At 46.3% G+C, this 23,516-nt stretch carries 23 protein-coding genes and 2 pseudogenes; 12 read left to right on the top strand and 13 right to left on the bottom strand.

What is annotated here, in order from left to right:
• Window positions 1–2: 2 nt before the first annotated feature.
• The 5 genes and pseudogenes from H3H32_RS00115 to H3H32_RS00095 all read right to left on the bottom strand — a co-directional run bounded on the left by H3H32_RS00115 (window position 3) and on the right by H3H32_RS00095 (window position 4,470).
• Window positions 3–2,172, bottom strand: a pseudogene (locus H3H32_RS00115) (peptidase domain-containing ABC transporter).
• Window positions 2,173–2,240: 68 nt separating this feature from the next.
• The gene (locus tag H3H32_RS00110) at window positions 2,241–3,428 is read right to left on the bottom strand and encodes an HlyD family secretion protein (protein WP_182460664.1); all 1,188 of its coding nucleotides are present in this window, start codon (window positions 3,426–3,428) and stop codon (window positions 2,241–2,243) included.
• Window positions 3,429–3,587: 159 nt separating this feature from the next.
• Window positions 3,588–3,830, bottom strand: coding sequence for a hypothetical protein (locus H3H32_RS00105; RefSeq protein WP_182460663.1), 243 nt, complete (start codon window positions 3,828–3,830; stop codon window positions 3,588–3,590).
• 77 nt (window positions 3,831–3,907) lie between these two features.
• Window positions 3,908–4,150, bottom strand: a complete 243-nt coding sequence (locus H3H32_RS00100) for a hypothetical protein (RefSeq protein ID WP_182460662.1) — start codon at window positions 4,148–4,150, stop codon at window positions 3,908–3,910.
• 77 nt (window positions 4,151–4,227) lie between these two features.
• Complete coding sequence (locus tag H3H32_RS00095) at window positions 4,228–4,470, bottom strand: hypothetical protein (protein ID WP_182460661.1); 243 nt, start codon at window positions 4,468–4,470, stop codon at window positions 4,228–4,230.
• 369 nt (window positions 4,471–4,839) lie between these two features.
• On the opposite strand from H3H32_RS00095, the gene H3H32_RS00090 reads away from it, so the two are divergent.
• Both H3H32_RS00090 and H3H32_RS00085 read left to right on the top strand, forming a co-directional pair.
• A complete protein-coding gene (locus tag H3H32_RS00090; RefSeq protein ID WP_182460660.1) occupies window positions 4,840–5,115 on the top strand; it encodes a helix-turn-helix domain-containing protein in 276 nt (91 codons plus the stop codon).
• 91 nt (window positions 5,116–5,206) lie between these two features.
• Window positions 5,207–5,506: a Dabb family protein gene (locus tag H3H32_RS00085; protein WP_182460659.1), complete on the top strand. Its 300-nt coding sequence runs from the start codon at window positions 5,207–5,209 to the stop codon at window positions 5,504–5,506.
• A 109-nt stretch (window positions 5,507–5,615) separates the two neighbouring features.
• Here the strand turns inward: H3H32_RS00085 and H3H32_RS00080 are convergent, their stop codons facing one another.
• A complete protein-coding gene (locus H3H32_RS00080) occupies window positions 5,616–6,029 on the bottom strand; it encodes an Ohr family peroxiredoxin (RefSeq protein WP_182460658.1) in 414 nt (137 codons plus the stop codon).
• 331 nt (window positions 6,030–6,360) lie between these two features.
• On the opposite strand from H3H32_RS00080, the gene H3H32_RS00075 reads away from it, so the two are divergent.
• The 5 genes from H3H32_RS00075 (at window position 6,361) to H3H32_RS00055 (ending at window position 12,305) form a co-directional block, all read left to right on the top strand.
• Complete coding sequence (locus H3H32_RS00075) at window positions 6,361–8,142, top strand: tetratricopeptide repeat protein (protein WP_182460682.1); 1,782 nt, start codon at window positions 6,361–6,363, stop codon at window positions 8,140–8,142.
• Window positions 8,143–8,213: 71 nt separating this feature from the next.
• Entirely contained in the window at window positions 8,214–9,077 is an 864-nt protein-coding gene (lolB1, locus tag H3H32_RS00070) for a lipoprotein insertase outer membrane protein LolB1 (protein ID WP_182460656.1), read from the top strand.
• A gap of 24 nt (window positions 9,078–9,101) precedes the next feature.
• On the top strand, window positions 9,102–10,553 hold the full coding sequence (locus H3H32_RS00065) for a murein hydrolase activator EnvC family protein (protein WP_182460655.1): 1,452 nt from the start codon (window positions 9,102–9,104) through the stop codon (window positions 10,551–10,553).
• A 105-nt stretch (window positions 10,554–10,658) separates the two neighbouring features.
• Complete coding sequence (gene panB / locus H3H32_RS00060; RefSeq protein ID WP_182460654.1) at window positions 10,659–11,477, top strand: 3-methyl-2-oxobutanoate hydroxymethyltransferase; 819 nt, start codon at window positions 10,659–10,661, stop codon at window positions 11,475–11,477.
• 81 nt (window positions 11,478–11,558) lie between these two features.
• Window positions 11,559–12,305: an RluA family pseudouridine synthase gene (locus H3H32_RS00055; RefSeq protein WP_182460653.1), complete on the top strand. Its 747-nt coding sequence runs from the start codon at window positions 11,559–11,561 to the stop codon at window positions 12,303–12,305.
• 148 nt (window positions 12,306–12,453) lie between these two features.
• Here H3H32_RS00055 and H3H32_RS00050 read toward each other — a convergent pair whose 3' ends face one another.
• The 4 genes from H3H32_RS00050 to H3H32_RS00035 form a co-directional block, all read right to left on the bottom strand.
• Complete coding sequence (locus tag H3H32_RS00050) at window positions 12,454–12,639, bottom strand: hypothetical protein (protein ID WP_182464606.1); 186 nt, start codon at window positions 12,637–12,639, stop codon at window positions 12,454–12,456.
• A gap of 758 nt (window positions 12,640–13,397) precedes the next feature.
• Window positions 13,398–14,615 carry a pyridoxal phosphate-dependent aminotransferase gene (locus H3H32_RS00045; RefSeq protein ID WP_182460652.1) on the bottom strand — a complete coding sequence of 406 codons (1,218 nt, stop codon included), beginning with the start codon at window positions 14,613–14,615 and terminating at the stop codon, window positions 13,398–13,400.
• A gap of 58 nt (window positions 14,616–14,673) precedes the next feature.
• Window positions 14,674–15,174 carry a 2-amino-4-hydroxy-6-hydroxymethyldihydropteridine diphosphokinase gene (gene folK, locus H3H32_RS00040; RefSeq protein ID WP_240543604.1) on the bottom strand — a complete coding sequence of 167 codons (501 nt, stop codon included), beginning with the start codon at window positions 15,172–15,174 and terminating at the stop codon, window positions 14,674–14,676.
• Between the two features lie 68 nt (window positions 15,175–15,242).
• A complete protein-coding gene (locus H3H32_RS00035) occupies window positions 15,243–16,256 on the bottom strand; it encodes a formylglycine-generating enzyme family protein (protein ID WP_182460650.1) in 1,014 nt (337 codons plus the stop codon).
• Between the two features lie 118 nt (window positions 16,257–16,374).
• Here H3H32_RS00035 and H3H32_RS00030 point away from each other — a divergent pair.
• Both H3H32_RS00030 and H3H32_RS00025 read left to right on the top strand, forming a co-directional pair.
• Window positions 16,375–18,284: pseudogene (locus H3H32_RS00030) on the top strand (ABC-F family ATP-binding cassette domain-containing protein).
• Window positions 18,285–18,370: 86 nt separating this feature from the next.
• On the top strand, window positions 18,371–19,018 hold the full coding sequence (locus tag H3H32_RS00025) for a DedA family protein (protein ID WP_182460648.1): 648 nt from the start codon (window positions 18,371–18,373) through the stop codon (window positions 19,016–19,018).
• A gap of 123 nt (window positions 19,019–19,141) precedes the next feature.
• Here the strand turns inward: H3H32_RS00025 and H3H32_RS00020 are convergent, their stop codons facing one another.
• From H3H32_RS00020 to H3H32_RS37265, 3 genes are all read right to left on the bottom strand, one after another.
• Entirely contained in the window at window positions 19,142–20,158 is a 1,017-nt protein-coding gene (locus H3H32_RS00020) for an outer membrane protein assembly factor BamB family protein (protein ID WP_182460681.1), read from the bottom strand.
• A 184-nt stretch (window positions 20,159–20,342) separates the two neighbouring features.
• Window positions 20,343–21,716 carry an NAD-dependent succinate-semialdehyde dehydrogenase gene (locus tag H3H32_RS00015; RefSeq protein WP_182460680.1) on the bottom strand — a complete coding sequence of 458 codons (1,374 nt, stop codon included), beginning with the start codon at window positions 21,714–21,716 and terminating at the stop codon, window positions 20,343–20,345.
• Window positions 21,717–22,035: 319 nt separating this feature from the next.
• On the bottom strand, window positions 22,036–22,281 hold the full coding sequence (locus tag H3H32_RS37265) for a hypothetical protein (RefSeq protein WP_240543613.1): 246 nt from the start codon (window positions 22,279–22,281) through the stop codon (window positions 22,036–22,038).
• A gap of 184 nt (window positions 22,282–22,465) precedes the next feature.
• Here H3H32_RS37265 and H3H32_RS37260 point away from each other — a divergent pair, with 184 nt between their 5' ends.
• The 3 genes from H3H32_RS37260 to H3H32_RS37245 all read left to right on the top strand — a co-directional run bounded on the left by H3H32_RS37260 (window position 22,466) and on the right by H3H32_RS37245 (window position 23,354).
• On the top strand, window positions 22,466–22,687 hold the full coding sequence (locus tag H3H32_RS37260; protein ID WP_240543612.1) for a hypothetical protein: 222 nt from the start codon (window positions 22,466–22,468) through the stop codon (window positions 22,685–22,687).
• A 66-nt stretch (window positions 22,688–22,753) separates the two neighbouring features.
• Window positions 22,754–23,179, top strand: coding sequence for an HlyD family secretion protein (locus H3H32_RS37250; protein ID WP_240543611.1), 426 nt, complete (start codon window positions 22,754–22,756; stop codon window positions 23,177–23,179).
• Between the two features lie 19 nt (window positions 23,180–23,198).
• Window positions 23,199–23,354, top strand: a complete 156-nt coding sequence (locus H3H32_RS37245; protein WP_309547171.1) for an efflux RND transporter periplasmic adaptor subunit — start codon at window positions 23,199–23,201, stop codon at window positions 23,352–23,354.
• Window positions 23,355–23,516 lie beyond the last annotated feature (162 nt).

The raw sequence follows: 23,516 nt of genomic DNA, 5'->3' as shown, positions 1-23,516 counted from the left end.
CTCTAAACGACCTCGGTCTGCTGCTGCCAGAACTGCGAATAAGCCTTTCCATTTTTGATCAGCTCAACGTGTTTTCCTTCTTCAATAACTCGCCCATGTTCCAATACAACTATTTTATCCGCCTTCCGAACAGTGCTGAGCCGGTGGGCAATGATGATAATCGTTTTGCCCTCTTTCCGTAACTGCTGTACAGTGCGTTGTACAAATTGTTCCGACAACGAGTCCAAGGCGGAGGTTGCTTCGTCCAGAATCAGGACTTCGGGTTGTCGATAAAGGGCACGGGCAATGGCTAGCCGCTGCTTTTGTCCACCAGATAGCGTCGCTCCATTTTCGCCCAAATAGGTTTTAAATCCGTTCGGCATTCGTTCGATGAAATCGGTGATACCTAGCTGATCACAAATAATGAGAAGACGCTGCATATCAGGTTCATCTTCCCCGATGGCAATATTTTCAATGACATTGCCCGCAAATAGATCAATTTTCTGCGGCACCACACTGACGACCTGCCGCAGACTATCAGGATGCAGGTGTTTTATGTCGTAGTCACCAATGAAAATAGTGCCGCTTTGCAGCGGATACAACCCCTGTACCAGTGACATCAACGTTGATTTTCCCGATCCACTTTCCCCGACCACAGCTGTAATTTTTCCTTTCGGCATGGTCAGCACTAAATCCTCGAAAACAGTAGCTCGTGTACCGTAGCGAAAGGTCACGTTCTGGAATCGAATCGGACCAACCATAGCAGGCTGTAACTGAACTTTGTTCTCATTCGATTCGCGATCGAGATCCATAATTTCAAACAAACGGTCGGCGGCAATCAGGGCTTCCTGAATACTCCGGTTTGAGCCAATCAAACTGGCAGCAGGGCCCGTGAAATAGCCAATAAGCGCATAAAACGAAAGTAGTTCTCCCGGTGTCAAGTCATTCTGAAGTACGTAGCCAGCACCCGTCCAGAGTAAAATAATGGTGAACAGTCGGGTCACAAACTCCGATGCATTGCCCGCATAGATACCCGCGCTGCCCGTTTGAAAAATCGTTTGCAGGAGAGCCACAAAGCGGGTTTCTGTTTTTTGGCTCGCAAACTGTTCCAGGCCGAACCGTTTAATGGTTGGCATGGCATTCAACGATTCAACCAGTTGCGCTTCGAGGTCGGCGGAGTTCTCCATCAGCTTCCGTTGGTATCGCTGGTTGAATCGGTTCATGGCCCAGTAAATAGCGGCATAAAATGGCACCACCAACACCAGAATCAGGGCGAGTTTCCAGTAATAGGTAAACATCAGCCCAAACGAAAAGAACACGATCAGCACATTAACGAGCAGCCCAAGCGCAATGTCATTAACAAACGACCGGATTTTAACGGCATCATTTACCCGCGAAATCACCTCCCCCCACCCGCATCGTGTCGAAAAACGATTGCGGCAATGTCATGAGGTGTTTGTAATAGCCTAAAATCAGCGCGGCATCAATTCGCTGGCCGGTTTTCAGATTGAAAAAGCTCTTGGTGGCATTGATGAAAATTTGCAGAATCAATAGACCAATCATCACCACGCTGAGCAGATTCAGCAGGTTACGATTCCCGTTGACCAGTACATTATCGACAATTTTCTGAATATAAATGGCCGAAGACAAGCCTAAAATTGTGTAGATCAACGCGCCAAACAGAGCTTGAAACAAAACGGCCCGGTGAGGCTGCATCAGTTGCCAGAATCGTTGCAACACAGGCACTTTCTGATCACCAACCTTAAATGTTTCGTCGGGTATCAATAAGACCAATAGGCCCGTCCAAACCTCTTTGAACTCGGTGGGCGATAGGTGATGCATTTTCCCATCGGCGGGGTCCATGACCGTAATCCTCTGGTCGGTAATCCGGTAAATGACCACATAGTGTTGCAATTGACTGTTGCGGATCGTGACGTGGGCAATCGTCGGCTGAGGGATTTTCGATAGACTTTCAAATGGCGCTTTTACACCTTTCGCCTGAAATCCCAGCTTCTGAGCCGCTTCGACCATCCCCAATACAGTGGTCCCTTTCTGGTCGGTGGCAGCCAGTTGGCGAATTCTCGCAACTGGCAATAACAATCGGTAATAAGCCGCTACCGATGCCAGACAAGCCGCTCCACAATCGGTGATGTCGCGTTGTTTGACTTTTGTTCGGGCACTAATACTCTTCATAGCGAACCACTCCCGAACGCGTTCCAACAGTCCAACGCTGTTGTTTTTTTTCTCTTCAGTTACTGAATTCATATGGAGCTGCCGCCCTCCTTCTGCGAGCTTGCTGTAGCCGTTTTGGGATTACTCACAGCCGGGTTTAGCCAATCATCGGCTTTGTCGTAAAGCAACTGAAACAACGAACGACGGGCAACCTGAAAGCGAGTCTGAACCGTCATTCCTTTCTTCAAACGACCCTGATAACCGTTTTGTAAACTCAGGTATGGCTTATCCAGCTGGCACCGAACTTTAAAAACTGGCTCGCCATTCGTCGTTGTAAAGTCATTCGCAATATCCATTACACGCCCCGTCAGCAAACCCCATTGGTTATAATTGAACGCGTCGACCTGTAATCGTACTGGCTGACCGGGCTTTAGCAAACCAATATCTTTCGAGGGAACGTAGGCTTCGACGATTAGAGTAGAGTCTGGAGAAACAACGGCCAGCACATCGCCCGGTTGCACATAACTACCCGCATATCGTCCAGCTAACTGACTAGCCGTACCACCAGTCGGGGCTTTTAGTATGTACAATTCCTGCTCTTCATGCAGTTGTTTGGCATCCGATTCCAAGTTGGCTAAATCACGCCGAACCTGTGTCAGATCGGTCTGCCAGTCACTTCGTTGTTGTTCAACGAGCGTGTTATATCGTGCCAGAGAAGCCTTGTGCGCATAAAGCGCATCTTCGTATTCAAGTCGTGCAATTGCTTTTTGCGAGTAGAGTAGTTGTGCCGTTTGAAGTTCCCGTTTTCGCTTTTCCTGCAAATTCCAACTTTCTTCGACAATAGCCCGAAACTGGTTATACTCCTGTCGATAAAGGGGAGCGGCTAATCCATTGACGACTTTCCAGGATTTAGTCGTTAACTGGTCCAGATCACGAACAAATGCGGCTTTTTCGGCAATTTGATTATCTACCAGCTGCTTTTTGGTATCTAATGCATCGGACCGCAATTGAAAAAGCGGCTGTCCTTTGCGAACAGGCTCCCATTCCCGCACCATTACTTTCTCAACGACTGCCCCGGCTGTGGCTTTCACTTCGCTACGTTCCGCAACAGGCCGAACTAGCCCATTTGCCTGCACCGACACATCAACATATATAAACGGTAAGGCCAGTACCGTAAGCAGGATAACGCCCAGAACCGTTGTATAAATAATCTGGCTCCGCACACTAACCCTGGGCAGGTAAGTGACTAGGCCATAGGAGAATTCAGATTCGTTCATCGTTGCGTTGAGTGTATTGAATACTATCTACGTATAACCCAAAAACAGGGATTTCGCCCCTGAGACAGAAAAAAAGAAATGGCTTTCTGTTCCAACGGGCAAAATCCCTGCTACTTATTCTTCCTGATTGAGCCTGTTGATTTCGCTCAATTCAAACGTCTATGAACTGAGCGAACTGAAGTTAAACAGCGTGCTCGTTACAGGATTGGCACTGGTGCTGTTACCACTGAACAGGGCACTGTCACCATTAAACAAACTATTTCCACTCACATCGACCAGATCAGCGATGAGTATTGAACCTATATTTCCAATGCTGGTGCTATCGCCACCACCATGATTATTAATCATTTCCTGACTGGTTAGCTCCTCAACACCGAGGGTAGCAAAATCGAACGTTTTCATAACGATATTAAAATTTAAGTGAACAATTACCGATTCGATTACGAACAAAATCGGCTTACTTCAATCAATTTACCCGATTATGACTGGCTTGAACTAAAGCCTATACTTGTTCCTGTGCTTGGACTGACATCAGTCCCGTTTCCGCTGAACAACGCATAATTACCATCGAAGAGGCTATTTCCATTAACATTAACCAGATTACCGATTGTAATCGCGCCAATGTTTAATAATGTGAAACTATCGCCACCACCGTGGTTACTGCTCATTTCCTGACTGGTTAGCTCCTCAACACCGAGAGTAGCAAGATCGAACGTTTTCATAACGATATTAAAATTTAAGTGAACGATTACCGACTTGAACGTTAATTCTTTCGGCTTACTTCGACTAAATTTATTGGTTATGAGCGGCTTGTACTAAAGCTAAAACCAGTTCCCGTACTTGGGCTTACGTCAGTGCTGTTGCCACTGAACAAAGCATAGTTACCATTAAATAAACTATTACCGCTGAGATCCACCAGATCGCCAATCGCAATTGATCCGATGTTTAACAAACTGGTACTGTCGCCACCACCATGATTGTTGATCATTTCCTGATTCGTCAATTCTTCAACTCCGAGGTTAACAAAATCTAAGGTTTTCATAACGATATATAAGTTAATAATGCCTACTCTGTTAGCTTTTCGGCGACCGCTAAACAAAGGGAATACAGCTTGTCTTTATGACCTGCCAAACGTATTGCCGTTTGCTTGGGACAAAGTTGGGGGACGGGAGCGCCCGACCTGATAACCGATTATTATAAAAATATAGCTACCGGTTATAATCTAATAACCAGGGATTTGTAAAACAATAATTGCCGAATACAGGATTATTTTAAGAAATAGACACAAAAAATAAATCTAAACTTATAGTAGTAGCCGTAAGTTTATCTACCGACCAACAATAGAATACCCTTTGCTTATGATGAGATCCGTTACTCTTTTAGTATAAGTTGATCCATAAATTAGTGAACTATGCCAGTACTATCGGAAAAGCTTCGTCGGTTACGTCAGTTGTTTGGGTATTCGCAGGAGTATATTGCGTTTAACATCGGAATGACCCAACCTGCTTATTGCAAATGGGAAAGTGGGCAAACTCAACCTTCTATTAATAAATTGGAAGAGCTCGCTAATATATACCAACTAAGCCTTGGCGATCTACTGAACGATGACGATATCGACATCATCCGAAAGCTGATAGCGGGTGAGCATTTTGCCGAAAAATTACTGGGGCGTGGCGATGTGAGCTAGCAGATAAGGAGCGAATGACCTCCTCGTTTAGGGTTACCGGAAAGTATGCTTACTTTTACGGCTCAGTTTAAAAACCCTATCAACCGATATTATGTTTGTTCATACCGTTTTTTTCTGGCTTCATCATCCCGAAAGTCAGGACGACCATACGGCACTTCGTGCCGGTCTCGAAACACTGAAAGCCGTAACCGAAATCACGACCGTTTACATCGGCACGCCTGCCGAAACGCGTCGGCCGGTTATTGACCACAGCTATGATTTTGCGCTAACATTGGTTTTCGCCGACCAGGCCGCTCATGATGTTTATCAGACACATCCTGTTCATCTGGCCTTCGTTGATAAATGTGCTCACCTCTGGCAGCGTGTGCAGATTTACGATGCGGTGAGTTAGACAGACAGTATTAGGAGCGAGAATGGCTGACGCTTAAAAACTAGATGCGTCAGCCATTCTCTCCGCTCCGGCGGCCCGGTCCTAACTCCTCGCTTCTAGTACTACCTATCTACACCAGCACCTCAATCTTCATATCCATATTTCCCTTCACGGCTTTCGAGTAAGGGCAGACGATATGGGCTGATTCGGCTAGTTGTTGTAGTTGGTCATGGTCCATACCCGGTGCTTTCACCACAATCTTTCCCGATAGAAACATATTGTTGCCGTCTTTATTGAGCGAAATGCTCACCTCCACGGCATGCTCGGGCAGAATAATTTTTCGACGGTCGGCTACGGCCATCAGTGCCCCATTATAGCAGGAGCTATAAGCAGCGGCAAACAACATTTCAGGATTGGGCTTTCCTCCTTCGCCATGCATTTCAACAGGGCGTTTAATATCCAGTTCTAAAATACCATCAAGTGATTTTACATCACCTTCGCGCCCGCCGACATTACTTACGGTGGCAGTATACAGGGTTTCCATGTGTACGATTTTTGATTTTTTAACAGTGCTACTAGCCAGTTGATAACTCGCCCCTCCTTGAAAAGTTATCAATTACGTAAGGCTTTCTTCTAGTATATTTAGCAAGTCTTACTCGATTAAGGCAAAGTATTTGCAGGAAGTAAGGGGAAAGGAGCTCGGAGCAGGGCGCTAGAAAGCCCATTCTTTACTCCGCGCCCCACGCTCTGAGCTCCTTGTTAATCATTCCGTCATTTTGAACTACCTTTGTCTAAGGGGCTTACTTCAACCAAAGCCGCAATAGAACGGGATAGGCCGCGTTTTGGTAAGTAAGTTCGTCTATTCGCAGACCAGCATGAAAACGTTATACAAATTTTTCTCTAACCAGTTCCTGATCGTGTGGATTGGTACTCTTGGGCTGGTTATTTGGCTGACGCTGACACCAGCGTCAGCGCAGCGTCGACGTGAAAAAGCCGTTCCTGACACATCGCTTGCAAAGGTTGGATCGACAACCACAACCCGCATAGAAGCCGAAACTCAGTTTACGGAGGGAATGCGCTATCTGATGACCGACGAACCGACAAAGGCCATCACGCAGTTTACAAAAGTACTTCAGAAAGACCCTGCCAATGCGGCTGCCCAGTATTCGATGGCCAACGCATACTTAAAGGCCGGAAAAGTTACGGAAGCCATTCCTCATGCTACAAAAGCGTATACGATCGATAATCAAAACAAGTTTTACTCCCTTTTGCTTGCCGAATTATACGTCAAGCAAAAACGATACGTAGAAGCCGAAGAACTTTACGAAAAACTCCTGAAAAAAGGACCAGAAAACGCTGAATATGGCGTAGAGCTAGCCGCGATCTACTTATTCAACGATAAACCTGATAAGGCGCTGGATGCCTACAATAAAGTAAAGCGAGAGTTGGGACTAAATGAGGAAATCGTTCGTCAGAAACAACGGATTTATTTAAAGCAGAACAAGATTGATAAGGCTGTTGAAGAAGCCGAAAAATTAGTGGCCTCGGAACCTTCCGATCCTGATTACCTCCTCGAAGGGGCCGAGCTACTTATTGCCAACGATCGGGGCGATCAGGCTATTGGCTGGATTGATCGAGCCCTTAAACTAAACGCTGACCTTCCTCAGGCACACGTGCTATTGGCCGATATTTATCGCAAGAAAGGCGATATGGATCGCGTAACGAAAGAGCTGAATCAGGTGTTGGCCAACCCAAATCTTGAAGCGGGTTTGAAAGCCCGGATTCTATCAAGTTACGTGGGCATGACGGGTGAAAACACGACCGCTCGGCAGGATGCGCTGGCTATGGTACAGAACTTGGCCAAAACCTCGCCCAACGACCCCAAAACTCAAGTCATGCTCGCCAATTTATTGACACAGCAAGGCAAGAAAGCAGAAGCCCGCGACGCCTACGCCAAAGCGGCCCGACTCGATGGCTCGGTGTATGAAGTATGGGGCGCTTTGATCCAATTAGACGGCGAATTGCAACAGGTAGATAGCTTATTGGCACACACCGAAAAAGCGCTTGAGGTATTCCCCACACAAGGATTGTTCTGGTATTCCAATGGAACGGCCAATCTGTATAAACGAAAATATCAGCAAGCCGTCGACGCACTCGAAGAGAGCCGAAAGCTCCTGGCAGCTACCTCTAACAATGATCTCCGAAAAGAAATCGACGCCCAGTTAGGCGATGCTTACAACGGGATTGGCGATCACGCCAAGTCCGACGAGTCGTACGAAGCGGTTCTGAAAGTAGACCCTATCAACGATCACGTTCTCAATAACTACAGCTATTTTTTATCCTTACGGAAAGAGAATCTGCCTCGCGCCTTGCAGTTGGCCCAAAAGCTCATTGAACGGCACCCGACCAACGCGACCTATCTGGACACCTACGCCTGGATACTCTATGTGTCAAAGGATTACGCTAAAGCCAAGCAATACCTGGAGAAAGCTCTCGCCGATCCGGCCAACGTTAGTGGTACAATTATTGAACACTATGGCGATGTTCTTTACCAGCTTGGCCAACCCGACAAGGCGGTCGAACAGTGGAAACAGGCGAAAGCAAAAGGTGGAGCGGGTCCTGATTTAGACAAAAAGATAACTACTGGCAAGTTGTAAACTGGCTTATGGTTTACGGTGGGCAAATACGTAAACCATAGACTGTAAACCGAAAGCCGAAATTTTCCCAAATGAATAAATACCTGTGTGTAATTGGATTGCTGGTCACGCTGTTGAGTTCGGAAGGTTGCCGACGTCGTCATATGTCGCATTCGACGGGCTCAGCTGTTGTTCCATCGCCTACACCAGACTCCACTATTGCCACTCGGCCTACTGCAACTATTCCTGCCACTACACCCACGGTTGTTCGCCCGGATATTGAGGAAGCACGTACGCGTGTTGCCGAAATTGATTTTCAGTACCTCACGACTAAATCCAAACTTTCGTTCAAAAGTCCTTCGCAGGATATTGATAATGCGAATGTTAGTATACGCGTTCAAAAAGACAGTCTGATCTGGTTATCAGTATCGAAGTTGGGTATCGAAGCGGTTCGGGGACTCATTACACCGGATTCAATCACCATCATTGACAAGATTCACAAGGAGTATACCGTTTATGATTTTCCAACACTGAGCAAACAGTTCAATTTTCAGATGAGCTTTCAGCTGCTACAGGCCTTAATCGTCGGAAATTTACCCTTTCCCAAACGCCCTGCTCAACTAATTAAAAATGAGGGCAATGAGTTGTTATTACGACAAACCGAAGGGCAGGCATTAGTTGAAAATTATATTGGTGAACAGGATCGGAAATTAAAAAAACTGGCCATAACGGAGCAGCCTACCAAAAATACACTTCGGCTGGATTACGAAGATTTTACCGCCCTAACTAACTTTCTGGTTCCATATACGAGCCTTTTAACGCTCGATTATCAGTCGAAAACGGATGGCCAGTCTCGCCAAACCCAGCTTCGTCTAAAACATACTAAAGTTGAACTGGTCTCGACCAGTCCGGGCTTTCCTTTCACTCTTCCGACTAATTACGAGCGTCGACCATAAGTACATTCGTTGGTCCTGAAATCCATGCACCCCACTCCCATATCCACTTGCCGAATCGTTTTCTGGTCAGCTATCAAGTTGATAGCGCTCGGTTTTTTATGGTTTACCGAGCCAGTACAAGCGCAGGTGCAACCGTCAAACTCGATTCCACAAACCCAGCGGAATCGACAGGTTCTGGAAAAAGAAAAAAAGCAGAATCTGGAAAAAATGAGTCAGATTCGAACGATTTTGAAACAAACAGCCACAGAAAAGCAAGCTAGTTTAGGACAACTCAAAGCGCTCGATCAACAGATTCAGACCCAGTCGAAACAGATTAACCTGCTTAATAAGGATCTCCGATTGACCGACGCTGAAATTGCTGAACTACGACAGGCTAGCACGAAGCTCACACTGGATCTGAATAAACTAAAATCGGAGTACGGCTCCATGATTTATGCCGCCGACAAGCGCCGGCAGCAGGTAAATCCATTGGGGTTTCTCTTCGCATCGGATAACTTCAACCAACTCGTTGCCCGTTATCGCTACTTACGCCAATATTCTGATGCCCGCCAAAGCCAGGTGCGACAAATGAACAACGTACAGGTTATGCTACAGGGGAAACAAAAAGCGACCCAGCATAAACGCCTGGAACAGAAAAATACCATTGGCGCTAAGGTAAACGAGACTAAAAAGCTTGAGACATTAAAGGTTGAGAAAAACGATGTAGTTAAAGAATTAAGTAAGAAGGAGTTCGAACTTCAGACTGAACTGGCCGAGAGCCGCCGGGCCATTAACCGACTCGAAGCCATGATTACGCGCATCATTGCTCGCGAAGCCAAAGAACGCGCCGATCGTGAGGCCCGCGAACGAGCAGAGCGAGAGCGGTTGGCCCGAGCTGAAGCCGCCCGTAAAGCTGCAGAACGCAAACGGGCTGAAGATGCCATTGCTGCGGCCGAAAAAGCGGGCGAAAAACCGGCACCAGCCGATGTTGCCAAAGTGGAGCGACCAGCCGAGCCCGAACCTACGGCTAAGAAGCCCGATGAACGACGAGACAATAACCTTAATGATGAGGAAACGGCGCTGGCATCGTCTTTCACGGCATCACGAGCACACCTCCCCTGGCCCGTTACAAAAGGATTTATCTCGGATCATTTTGGCCGAAAACCTCATCCGGTTTTGAAAGGTATATTCGTTGAAAACCAGGGAATTGATATCCAGACAAATGCGGGAGAAAACGTGCGAACCGTTTACGATGGTGTTGTGCAGGACATTACAAATATTCCTGGCATGAACAATGTCGTTGCCATTCAGCATGGCGACTATTTTACGCTTTACGCCAAACTAAAGAGTGTATCGGTCCGTGTGGGCCAACGTGTGAAAGCCCGCGAATCCATTGGAACGGTAGCCACTGATAAAGACGGAGTCTCTGAAATCCAGTTCCAAATCTGGAAGGAGTTTACCAAACTCAACCCCGAATCATGGCTGACACCAAGGTAGACGTTATAAGCTTGTAAAGTTATAGAGTTGTAAAGTTGTAATGCCGTACCTATATCACTTTACAACTCTATAACTTTACGACTTCATAACTTTACAACTGGTCTAATGTCTGTTCATAATCCCGACATCAAGCGCGTTACCACGCATACTATACAGGAACTAAAAAATAAAGGCGAAAAAATTTCGGCCCTCACTGCTTACGATTATTCGATGGCGCGAGTAGTTGATGGAGCTGGCGTTGAACTGATCCTGGTGGGCGACTCAGCCTCGAACGTTATGGCTGGTCATGAGACTACACTACCAATCACACTCGATCAAATGATTTATCACGCCAGTTCGGTGGTGCGTGGAGTGAAACGGGCTTTAGTTGTTGTCGACTTACCGTTTGGCTCGTATCAGGGTAACTCGTCGGTAGCTCTGCAATCGGCCATTCGAATCATGAAAGAGTCAGGTGCTCATGCGGTTAAGATGGAAGGCGGTCTTGAAATCAAGGAATCCATCGTCCGAATCCTGAGCGCGGGTGTTCCTGTAATGGGCCATTTAGGCTTGACCCCTCAATCTATTTACAAATTTGGCACTTATGCCGTACGAGCAAAAGAAGAGGCCGAAGCGGAGAAACTAATGGCCGATGCACATATGCTCGAAGATATTGGCTGCTTTGGTGTAGTGCTCGAAAAAATCCCGGCTGCTCTCACCAAAAAGGTATCGGCAAGCCTGAACATTCCTACCATTGGAATCGGAGCTGGGCCTGATGCCGACGGTCAGATTCTGGTTTTTCACGACTTACTGGGGATAAACAACGAGTTTAAGCCCCGCTTTCTGCGCCGATACGCCGAACTACATACCGTTATGACACAGGCTATTGCTCATTATGTAGATGATGTAAAAGCCAACGACTTTCCGAACGAGAAAGAAGCATATTGAGTTAGAGAATAAATGAATAATGGAAAATGGAAAATGAAGTTCGTCTTTTCATTTTCCATTTTCCATTACACATTATCCATTATGAAGAAGAAACCATACCAGGTCGTTTACGAAGATAACCACCTGCTAATTGTCAATAAAGAACCGGGCATTCTAGTCCAGGGCGATCGAACAGGCGACACCACCTTACTCGATGTTCTGAAGGATTACGTCAAGGAAAAGTACAACAAGCCGGGCGAGGTGTTCCTGGGCTTGGTACATCGGCTCGACCGCCCCGTAAGTGGTTTGGTTGTATTTGCCCGTACATCAAAGGCACTAGAGCGCATGAACGAGATTTTCCGTAAGCGACAGGTTCAGAAAACGTACTGGGCCGTGGTGCGCCATAAGCCGCCTAAAGATGCGGATAAGCTGGTCAATTGGTTGATAAAGGACGAGCAGAAGAATCAGGTTACGGTCTACGATTATGAGGTACCTGGTTCACAGAAAGCCGAATTATCCTACCGGATATTGGGCAAAATCAATGAGCACTATTTGTTGGAAGTAAATCCAATTACGGGTCGACCACACCAAATTCGCTCTCAGTTAGCACACATGGGTTCTCCGATTCGCGGAGATGTCAAGTATGGTTATGACCGAGCTGTGGCCGATAAAAAGATTTACCTGCATGCTCGCCGTCTTTATTTCATTCATCCGGTAAAGCAAGCCGGAGCGCCAGACCGACCCATCATTTGCAAAGCTGGACTACCCAACGATCCGTTTTGGGAGGAATTTCTGGAGCTGGACGATGAAAACTATAAAGACAAGAATATGGACTTCATTTATGAATAGTAGTTCAGGGCTTTGAGCAAAGCCCTAAATTCATTCTATAATTTACGAAACACAAAGAGCCGCATTTTCTGGAAATCAGAAAATGCGGCTCTTTAGTTGGATAAACCCAAAAAATCAGGCTATCCACGGCATATATAGTATACTAAAATCAGGATTCTGTCACCTGCGTTGACGATGCCGGATCTGACGGAGCGATATCCAATATCATTTGCTCCATCACTCGTTCAATCATCTGCACAATTCCACGCAACGCTCCGAAGATGATACACATCGGAAGGATAATGGGCAAGAAAAAAACCCATTGAAAAATCATGTACAAGCGGAAATTTCTCATCGGTTTCCAGTAGTAATTATTAAAGATTAAGGTTACGGTTTTACAAATAAGACAACTTAAAAAGTCAGTGCTTGATACATAATTCTATTCTTATTCAAAATTAACCTTGACTTAATACAAAAACAAGCGTAGTCTCTAAATTTTTGAAACAAAATGTTGACTTTATCTTGCCCTGCTGGTTAATATGTTGTCACTTGTCTAACCTGAATAGATTCTTCTCAATTATAATGCCAAAAAATATTTATGTCCTCCTAAGTTAACTATTTCAAAATTAACATTCCTACTGTATTTAATCTTTTTCGAATACGTCACCTTAAATACTAGCTATCAGGCACTTTGGTTTATGGCTTTAGTTACGCCAGAGGTCTCAATATCGTGGCTCTTCCTTCGTGACGATAAACCATTTTGTATTCGTTAGCTTCTTTCCGATTACTACTAGGCTTATCTACAATTGTACTATTTAACGTGAATAATGGATAGAATCTAAATTTATCAACTGATTGTCAGTCATTTATAGTATTATTTTCTATCATCCCGACGTCAGGAGGGATCTTCGGCAACTGATTATTTACCGAAGATCCCTCCTGACGTCGGGATGACAGAAAACTAGTATAATTCTATTCGTAAATCCTCCATAATTCACGTTATTTAGCAAGCAGGAAATTTCTAGATCAGAACTACCCAAACAAAAAATGTCGTCAGGATGGCTATATTTCAGCCATCCTGACGACATTCATTTACCTTATTTTATCGAGCTTCTATTTCAAAGTCGCCACAGCATCTTTAATCCGTTGGACGGCTTCAACAAGGGATTCATCGGAAGCCGCCGTTGAGATACGCAGGCAATCAGGAGCACCGAAGCCCGAACCGGCAACCGTTGCCACATAGGCGGTATTCAATAACCAGCCAGCAAAATCATCAGAATTTTCGATAGTGGTTGTACCGTCCGATTTGCCGTAGTAATAGCTAATATCAGGGAAAGCGTAGAACGCACCTTCAGGGACGTTCGTGCGGAAATGAGGTACTTCTTTCAGCAATTTCACTACTAAATCACGACGACGATGATAAGCCTTCGCCATCTCCATGGATGGTTCCATAGGACCATTCAAGGCAGCTACAGTTGCTTTCTGTGCAATCGAGTTTGTACCCGACGTTACCTGCCCTTGTAACTTCTCAACACCGTCGGCAATCCATTTCGCAGCGCCAATATAACCAATACGCCAGCCGGTCATGGCATAGCCTTTAGCTACTCCATTCACCGTGATTACACGTTCAGCAATTTCAGGGATTGAGCCTATGCTGAAATGACCTTCTGGCGTGAAGTTGATATATTCATAAATTTCATCAGCCAGTACATGAACGTTTTCATGACGAGCGACAACATCGGCAATAGCCCGCAACTCAGCTTCAGAATAAATTGAACCTGTTGGGTTGTTTGGCGACGCATACATCACAATTTTGGTCCGATCGGTAATGGCGGCTTCAAACTGTTCTGGCGTTACTTTAAAATTATTCTCAAACGATCCGTCGATGACAACGGCCTTTCCTTCGGCCAATTTCACCATTTCGGAATAGCTAACCCAGTAGGGAGAGAAAATGATTACCTCGTCTCCGGGGTTCACAAGCACCTGAATTACGTTGGCGAGCGAGTGTTTAGCACCCGTCGAGACAACGATGTTTTCGGGTTTCCAATCAATATTATTGTCGCGCTTAAACTTATCAGCAATGGCTTTGCGGAGATCAGGATAACCCGCAACAGGCGAATAGCCGTGGAAGCCGTCGTCGATGGCTTTTTTAGCGGCTTCGCAGATGTGTTGGGGCGTTTTAAAATCCGGCTCTCCAACGCTCAGGCTAATTACTTTGTGGCCCTGAGCAGCCAATTCACGGGCTTTTTTGGTCATCGCCAGCGTGGACGATTCCTCCAGCGCGTTGATGCGGTCGGCTAATAAACTCACGGTGTCAAGCGTGGCAGACATAATCGGTGCTATTTTTTTGAGAAAATGATAACAAACTGACCGCAAAGGTACAATGTTTTCAGCCGAAGGGCGAAGTTTTTGGTGAATTAAAAAATATGACCTCACCTTTATCTTCACATTCTTCCAGCAATTCAAGCGTTGTTTTTTTCAGAACTGGATGAACAAACGTGGGTGCAATCTCAGCAAGAGGCACAAGCGTAAACCGTCGCTGATGCAAATACGGATGCGGGATAATTAGTCTGGGCGTTTGCAGAATGAGTTGGTTGTAGTACAGGATATCAATATCAATGACACGGGCACCCCACTTCTCAAGTCGAACGCGCCCCAACTCCTGCTCAATTACCTGCGTCTGGTTTAAAACCGCTTCAGGTGTCAAAACCGTCTCAACAACCAATACCTGATTTAAATAAGCTGGCTGATCCGCCACCCCCCAAGGCGCTGTTTCATACAAACCCGACTGCTTTACAATAGACCCAACGCGCTCGACGATCAGATCAACAGCTCGCTGTAAGATTGTCGTACGATCGCCAAGGTTAGCACCAAGAAGAAGGATGATCATGATGTAGGATGTAGGCTGTATGATATAGGCTGTCATTCACACATCCTATATCATACAGCCTACATCAATTAATAATCTTTAATTGGCTTGATTCCGTAGTACGTTTTAATTTCCTCCTCGCTGGGTGCTTTGGCTGGCCGAACAATCCGGAAACCAACAAACGAAGCCGAGGTTAACCACCAGTCCGATTTTGGGCTTTGTGGATCAAGTACTTTCCAGGCAGGAGCCGAAGGCGTACGAGCCGCCGAACGTAATACTTCGGGTTCATCATCCCAGGAACCACCTCGTACAGAATTCGGGTAGAGTGTTGTTGTGGGAGCAAATGGTTCTTTCACTTTGCCGCTAGCCACTTGCTTGTAATAATCCTCAATGTACTGATCCTTCGTCCATTCCATTACGTTGCCATGCATGTCGTACAGCCCAAACGAGTTCGGCTTTTTTGTACCAACTTTCTTGTATCCGCCACCACTATTGCCTGCAAATACAGCATAGTCGCCTAATTGCTTCACATCATTTCCGAACGAATAGGCCAGCGTCGCGTTCTTATCATTTCCCCGGCAAGCGTATTCCCACTCGGCTTCGGTAGGTAACCGATAGAAAACGCCTGTTTTGGCATAAAGCCAGGCGCAGAATTTAATGGCAGCATACTGGGTCATGTTGATGGCTGGGTAACCCGCCCGGCCCATACCAAATGACATGTCTACATAAGGTGGACTAGGCCGGGTAGTAGCATCGGTTTTGGCAAGGTTCGCATCTGTTGCGGTATATTTTGCGGCCATCTCTTTCTCCATGTTCGTGAAGGCAAACAGGTCGTAAAAATCCCAGGTGATTTCGTATTTACCCATATAAAAGGGCTCGATCGTTACACTATGTATAGGCTCCTCATCAGGCTTATGCCCTTTTTCACTGGGGGCACTACCCATCAGAAATTTACCTCCGGGAATAGCCACCATCGCGTAGGTCTGGTTTGTGCCCGGAATGGTTTGGGTGTACGATTTAATAGGCGTTGAGGTCTGGGCGATAGCACTAACGATGGCTCCAGTCGTTAGTAAGGTTGTTATCAGGAGATATTTCAGGCGCATTGTTTGTTAGGAATATAGAAACAGCAATCGATGGTAAAAGTACGAACGATTTTCTTTGTTGTACCTTTGTGCTTTTAAACCTATTAGGTTTTCAAAACCGTGTGGGTTATTCAGACTTATGAACTATCTCTCAGCCGAAAATTTAACGAAGTCCTACGGCGACCGTACATTATTCAAAAACCTCACATTTGGTGTCAATCGGGGCGATAAAGTCGCGATTGTTGGAGCCAATGGCTCAGGTAAAACCACCTTACTGTCTATTCTGGCCGGGGCCATGCCACCCGATGCAGGCATTGTCAGCCATCGGAAAGACATTACGATTGGCTACCTCGACCAGCAGCCTGATTTGAACGATTCCTTAAGTGTGATGGATGTTGTTCTGGCGGGCGAAAGTGCGCAGCTCGAAGCGGTTCGGGCTTATGAACACGCCCTGGCCATTGACGACCATGCTGCTCTCGAAAAGGCTATGATCGACATGGAAAAACTAGAAGCCTGGGATTACGAATCCCAAATTCGGCAGATTCTGGGTGAGCTGGGTATCCAGAATGTAGATCAACTGGCGGGTTCGTTGTCGGGTGGTCAGCGGAAACGGGTTGCTCTGGCGCGGGTGCTTATCCAAAATCCTGATTTGCTGATTCTTGACGAGCCGACCAACCACCTCGATCTTGAAGCGATTGAATACCTCGAAAACTTCCTGAATACCAATAATGGTACGTTGCTGATGGTCTCCCACGATCGGTATTTTCTGGATCGGGTCTGTAATCAGATTGCCGAATTGGACAATGGACAGATATATTCTTACAAGGGGAATTACGCTTATTTCCTCGAGAAAAAGAAGAACGTGAACTGGCGGCAGCGTCTGAGTTAGCTAAAGATCGCAACACGTTTCGGCGAGAGTTGGAATGGATGCGTCGCCAACCCAAAGCGCGGGGAACAAAAGCGCAATACCGGATTGATGCCTTTGAAGATTTGAAAGACAAAACAAGTGGCAAACGTAACGACGGCGAACTGGACCTGAACTTGCGAATGACCCGGCTAGGCAGCAAAATTCTGGAAGTTGAAAACCTGAGCAAACGATTTGGCGATAAAGTCCTGCTCGATCATTTCAACTACACCTTTAAACGGCCCGACCGAGTGGGATTGATTGGCAAAAACGGCATGGGTAAAACCACGCTGATGAATATGCTAACCGGTCAGCTTCGCCCCGATTCGGGTAAGATTACGACGGGCGGCACCGTAAAGTTTGGTTATTACACGCAAACAGAGCTTGATTTACCCGAAAACCAACGCGTAATTGATGTGGTGCAGGACGTGGCCGAAGTTATGAAATTGGCTAACGGCGACACTGTTACAGCAACGCAACTACTCAGCCGGTTTCTGTTTGATCGTTCCAAACAGTATGATTATGTAGCGAAACTGAGCGGGGGCGAAAAACGACGATTACAGTTGCTGCTGGTGCTGGTTCAAAACCCAAACTTCCTGATTCTGGATGAGCCAACCAACGACCTCGACATCATGACGCTGAATGTACTCGAGGACTTTCTGCTTAATTTTTCGGGTTGTGTACTCATTGTAACCCACGATCGGTACTTCATGGATCGGCTGGTAGAGCACGTTTTTGTGCTGGAAGGCGAAGGGAAAGTCCGCGATTTTCCGGGCAACTACACCGACTACCGCGACTGGCGAGATTCCGGGCCGCGTTCGGCGCAGCCCAAAAAATCGACTTCACAAATTGATAAACCAGCAACCCCGGCTCCCAAGAACCAAACGCCTGAACCTATAGTTTCATCGGCAGCGAGTACGGTAAATGGTGCGAAGAAAAAGCTTTCATTCAAAGAAATCCGCGAATACGAAACGCTCGAAAAAGAAATTGAATCGTTGGAGCAACGCAAAATCGAAGTTGTGGATCTGCTTAATTCAGGTGGACCGCATGAGCAATTAATCGCCTGGTCGCGTGAAATTGAGCAAATCGAGCACAGTATCGCTGAAAAATCGGACCGTTGGCTTGAGCTGGCGGAGCATATTTAATTTTGAATGATTGAGTGATTGAATAGTTACCACAGAGGTTATTCAATCATTCAATCACCGCGCGGCGGCCCCGTCTATCATTAATCATGAACCAGATTATCGACTTTTTCCAGTACCTGCTTAATTCCGAAGAAATCATTCGGACGGGCGGCCTGGTGTTGATTACCCTCATCATTTTTGTTGAGAACGGAATTTTCTTCGGTTTCTTCCTGCCGGGCGATTATCTGCTGTTTTTATCGGGCGTCTTTGCGGGTACAAAACTGTTGAATGTACCGCTTTGGTTATTATTGAGCTGCATTTTTGGCGCGGCTGTATTAGGCTCGGCAACGGGTTATCTAACGGGCTATTATTTTGGCGCACGCATCAAAAATCGCCCCGACTCACTGTTTTTTAAACAGAAATACATCGATAATACGCGAGACGCCTTTTTACGATATGGTAATAGTGCTCTGATTATCTCACGCTTTTTACCCATTGTCCGCACATTTGCCCCGTTGCTGGCTGGTCTTATTCATATGCCAGCGCCATTTTTCATGTTGTACAATGTCATTGGTGGGGCTATCTGGGTATTAACGTTGGTAGGTGGAGGGTTCTATTTCGGCGAGAAGTTCCCCTGGATTGTCGATTACGTTCAGTACATTATCCTGTTCTTCCTGGCCATCACGACCTTCACGGTTATCAAAGGCTATCTGAACGCACGGAAGCAAAAACCTGCCGAGAAAGTCAGCGAATAATAATCAACAAAGCTTCTTTCCGTTCTCCCCTATTGCTGAGCGAGACCGGAAAGATAACCTATGAAGGTTGATTAGCTTTGACCTTAGAGCAGTAAGTCTCATTATTGGACATTTCCAAACCCTCTAATAACATGCCCCCTGCGTTGTCAGAACACAAGGGCTGGATCGAACTCTATCCTGGGTATAAAAAACCCATTTTTTACCTCCATCAGAGGCATCAAATGCATACAGGCCATTATCGGTGCTACCCACATAAACCACTCCATTGGCAACCGTAGGACTGGAAAAAACAGCACCCCCTACATTAGTTGACCAGGCTGTCGTGCCTTTCTGTACATCTACCGCATAAAGGTTTCCATCCATACTCCCAACATATACCATGTTGTTAGCTACGGTAGGGCTGGAAAAAATAGGGCTCTTGGTAGCATAGCGCCAGAGGAGTTTCCCTGTTTGTTCATCCAGGGCGTATAACTGATCATCATAACATCCAAAATATACCCGACCATTGGCTACAGTCGGGCTACCTACAATTGCTGCTGAAGCCCGAAAAGACCATTTCGACTTGCCGTTTGCAGCTCCCAGCGCGTACAGAATGGTATCGTTGCTGCCTATAAAAACAACCCCGTTTGACACAACAGGTACAGTCTGAATATTATTATCGGTGATAAAGGACCACAGTCGGCTACCACTGATAGCATCATAGGCGATTAGAGTTTCTGATTCAGCCATAAATAAGCTCGTTCCATCTTTAACCACCGAAGACCCTGGTTCTGAACCACCTCGAAACGTTCCCCAGATAGGGTTTCCTGTTTTGGCATCATATGCATATACGTCTTGCCCTCTGAGGTAAATTCGTCCGTCAGCCGCAATGGGGCTCGTCGCCATACTATACTGGGTAGCTACACTCCATTGCAGGTTTCCTCGTTGGACGTCAACGGCAAAAAAACGACCCAGGTCACTACCAGCGTACACCCAACCGTCGAACACGATGGGGCTGGACGAAACATCACCATTGGTAGCAAAAGCCCATTTTTTTTGGCCCGTCTGGGCATCGATAGCGTACAGATGGGCATCATCACTACCCACAAAGACCAGCGCATTCGTATCTGGAGAAGGTGTACTCTCACTAGAGCAAGCCACCAATAAACATGTACAAAGAAAAAGAACTAGGCAGTAACTGAAAGAAAAAAGTGGTTCATCAAATAAGAATAGAGATTACGATTTTAAATCATTTCTCACTTTGACGAACTAGGGACGGCATGGTATCAAAATAATTGCAGCAGTGACATTACTTTGCTACCATACAAACTTGATCTAGTGGCTTTTACGACTTCTCAATCCACACAGTTTTCACGTTTACAAACTCTTTGATGCCAACTTCCGAGAGTTCGCGCCCGAAACCGGATGTCTTGATGCCACCAAACGGAACCCGCGCATCGGAACGCATTAGGCCATTCACAAACACAGACCCGGCCTGAATTTGACGTACCAGTCGGTCAGCCTTGTCCAGATCCTGCGTCCATAGTGCAGAACCAAGTCCAAAATTAGATTGATTGGCTAGCCGAATGGCATCGGCTTCATCTTTGGCTTCGATCAAAACGGCTAATGGCCCAAATGTTTCTTCGTCGAAAGCCGCCATACCAGGTTTTACTTTATCCAACAGGATTGGGGCAACGTTGCAGCCAGATCGCTGGAAACCGGTCCCCTTTCCACCAGCTACTAATTTGGCGCCTTTAGCGATAGATTCACGAGCTTGTCGCTCAATATCGTCGGCCAGATTAAGACGCGCCATTGGTCCCATAGTCGTAGTTTCATCAGTCGGATCGCCTTGTTTGATCTTGCTGATTTGATTTATCACCAGTTCTGTAAACTGCTTTTTCACCGATTTTTCAATAATAAATCGTTTCGCAGCAATACAGCTCTGTCCGGCGTTTTGCATTCGGGATTTCACGGCTATTTCGGCCGCCTTTTCCAGATCGGCATCGGCCAATACGATTAGCGCATCGGAACCGCCCAATTCCAGTACTGATTTTTTGATCTGACTACCCGCAATACTCGCCACCGACGCTCCTGCCCGTTCGCTACCAGTGAGCGTAACGGCTTTCACCCGCCGATCTTTCAAAGTGCCTTCAATTGCCGATGAGTCGACTAGAAGTGAGCTAAATACGCCCTCGGGCAAACCAGACTCCCGAAAGATTTCTTCAATGGCCAGCGCAGAACCAAACACGTTGGATGCGTGCTTGAGTAAGCCGACATTTCCCGCAATAAGGCCCGGAATCGCAAACCGCATAACCTGCCAGAAAGGGAAATTCCAGGGCATAATGGCCAGTACCGGCCCCAGCGGCTGATACGTTATAAAACTATGTTTGGCGTCGGTTTCAATAGATTGGTCCGCCAGAAAGGCTTCGGCATGATCAGCATAATAGGTACAGGTAGCCGCGCATTTCTCAACTTCAGCAACAGCCTCTTTGAGCGTTTTGCCCATTTCGGCCGTCATCAGTTCGGCATAGCGCTGCTTGTGCATAGACAGATAGACACCTACTTTACGAAGATAGTCCGTACGCTCCCGAATAGACAAAGCCGACCAGTCGGCAAAGGCCCGGTCGGCTTGTTTCAGTTTACGCTCAATAGTTTGAGAGCTATCAGCGCGATAGGTTTTCAGCTTCTGCTGATTATAGGGGTTGATGGAGGAAAACATTAGCTATATAGGATGTATGATGTAGGGTATATGATATAGTTAATAAGTATATCATATACCCTACATCATACATCCTATATCCCTTTATTGTTCTTCGCTTTCTAATTTATTGGTTAATTCAACCAGGGTATCAAGCACCAGTTCCATCCGGTCGTGGCCAACGATCACATCAAATTTATCGCGAGCCTCTTCCATACATCCTTTAAGACTTATGAATAACTCCTTCCCCTCTATCATTCAGAAAAATAATGTTCGACCGAGAGTCAGTCGGATTTTGCTGAATATAGATATATCCTCGCTTTCGAGCAAGCCAACAATTTTACTCATCATTTGCTTCCGTAACGCAGGCACGTTTTGCTAACTCATTATTTGTTGTCCCTCCCTCTTCAATGTTCGAGAGAAACATCAAATAACTCATTTTGAAATCTTTATATCCAAGTGCGTGCAGTTTAGGCTCAATAAGGTTACTCGTATATCGTTTGAGCCGCCAGAATAAGCGACCTAGAGATCGCTCCCGAATGACCCGATATTGGTCAAAATCAAAGGAATTTTTGTCTGTTTCCACGAACATATTGGCAAAATGAAAAACGCTGAACCATTTAAGGCCAAAAGATATTACAAATATAGTCAACCTACTTGACTTCATAGTCAACCTGGTTTACTTTTTTTTTTTGTCCCACATTAGTCAAACAGTTTCGACTATAGAATAGGTTCTTTACCAACAGGGCTTGCCTAAAACCAAATAAAAAATGGCAACCACAACACAGCAAATGGCAACCACAGAAGAGAAAAGCGGCCTCAGCGCATATTTACCCCGCATTATTATTGGACTAGTAGTACTTGTAGGTGGTTATTTCGGCTATCAGGCGTTCCGCCACAGCCAGCAGTACGAAACAACAGACAACGCCCAAAATGAAGGAAACTCAGCGCCAGTACTCGCTCGGGTAGCGGGTTACCTAACCTCGGTGTAAGTTGACGATTACGCCACGGTAAAACAAGGCCAACAACTCGTAACCATCGATCCTCAGGAATACGATGTGGCCCTGGCACAAGCTGAAGCCGATTATCAGCAGTCATTGGCCGACCTGGAAAATGCCCGTGCCGACCTGCAAAATGCGCAGGCAACTTCGCGCAACGTAGTCCAAAACGCGCGTGTAGCTCAATCGAACGCCCAGGTACAGGCTATTCCCCACGCAACAAAGCCCAACAGGATTTGCAACGCCGATCAGAATCTATACAAAGAACAATCGCTGACCAAAAAGCAACTGGAAGACTCGCAGAATAACGTAGAAGTACAATCGGGACTGTACAACCCAAATATTGAGCAGGTCAATCTGGCTAAAACATCGGAAACCGTAGCACAGGCTGGTATTGCTAAAGCGCAAGCCAACATTCAGAAAATCCAGGCGGTCTTGAAAGTGAAACAGGCAGCTATCGACAACGCCAAACTGAAAGTCGGCTAATGCTCGGCTTGCCGCTCCAATTGCCGGTAAGATTGGTCGTAAAAACGTAGTCGTTGGTCAATATGTACAACCTGGCCAGAACCTGTTCACGATCGTTGCCGATTCGACCTTCTGGGTAGTTGCCAACTTCAAAGAAACGCAGCTGGAGAAAATGAGTCCTGGGTCAGGAAGTTGACATCAAACTGGATGCGTATCCTGACCTCGACACAAAGGTCGCGTATCGTCTTTGTCGGATGCTACCGGAGCCCGGTTTGCGCTACTACCTGCCGATAACGCATCTGGGAACTTCGTAAAAATCACGCAATGGTAACCGGCTAAATTGAATCCTCAATCCAGA

It is taken from the genome of Spirosoma foliorum, assembly GCF_014117325.1.
GTDB classification, from domain to species: domain Bacteria; phylum Bacteroidota; class Bacteroidia; order Cytophagales; family Spirosomataceae; genus Spirosoma; species Spirosoma foliorum.
Note: the sequence above shows the minus strand (reverse complement) of the source record. Positions and strands in the feature narration are given on the sequence as shown.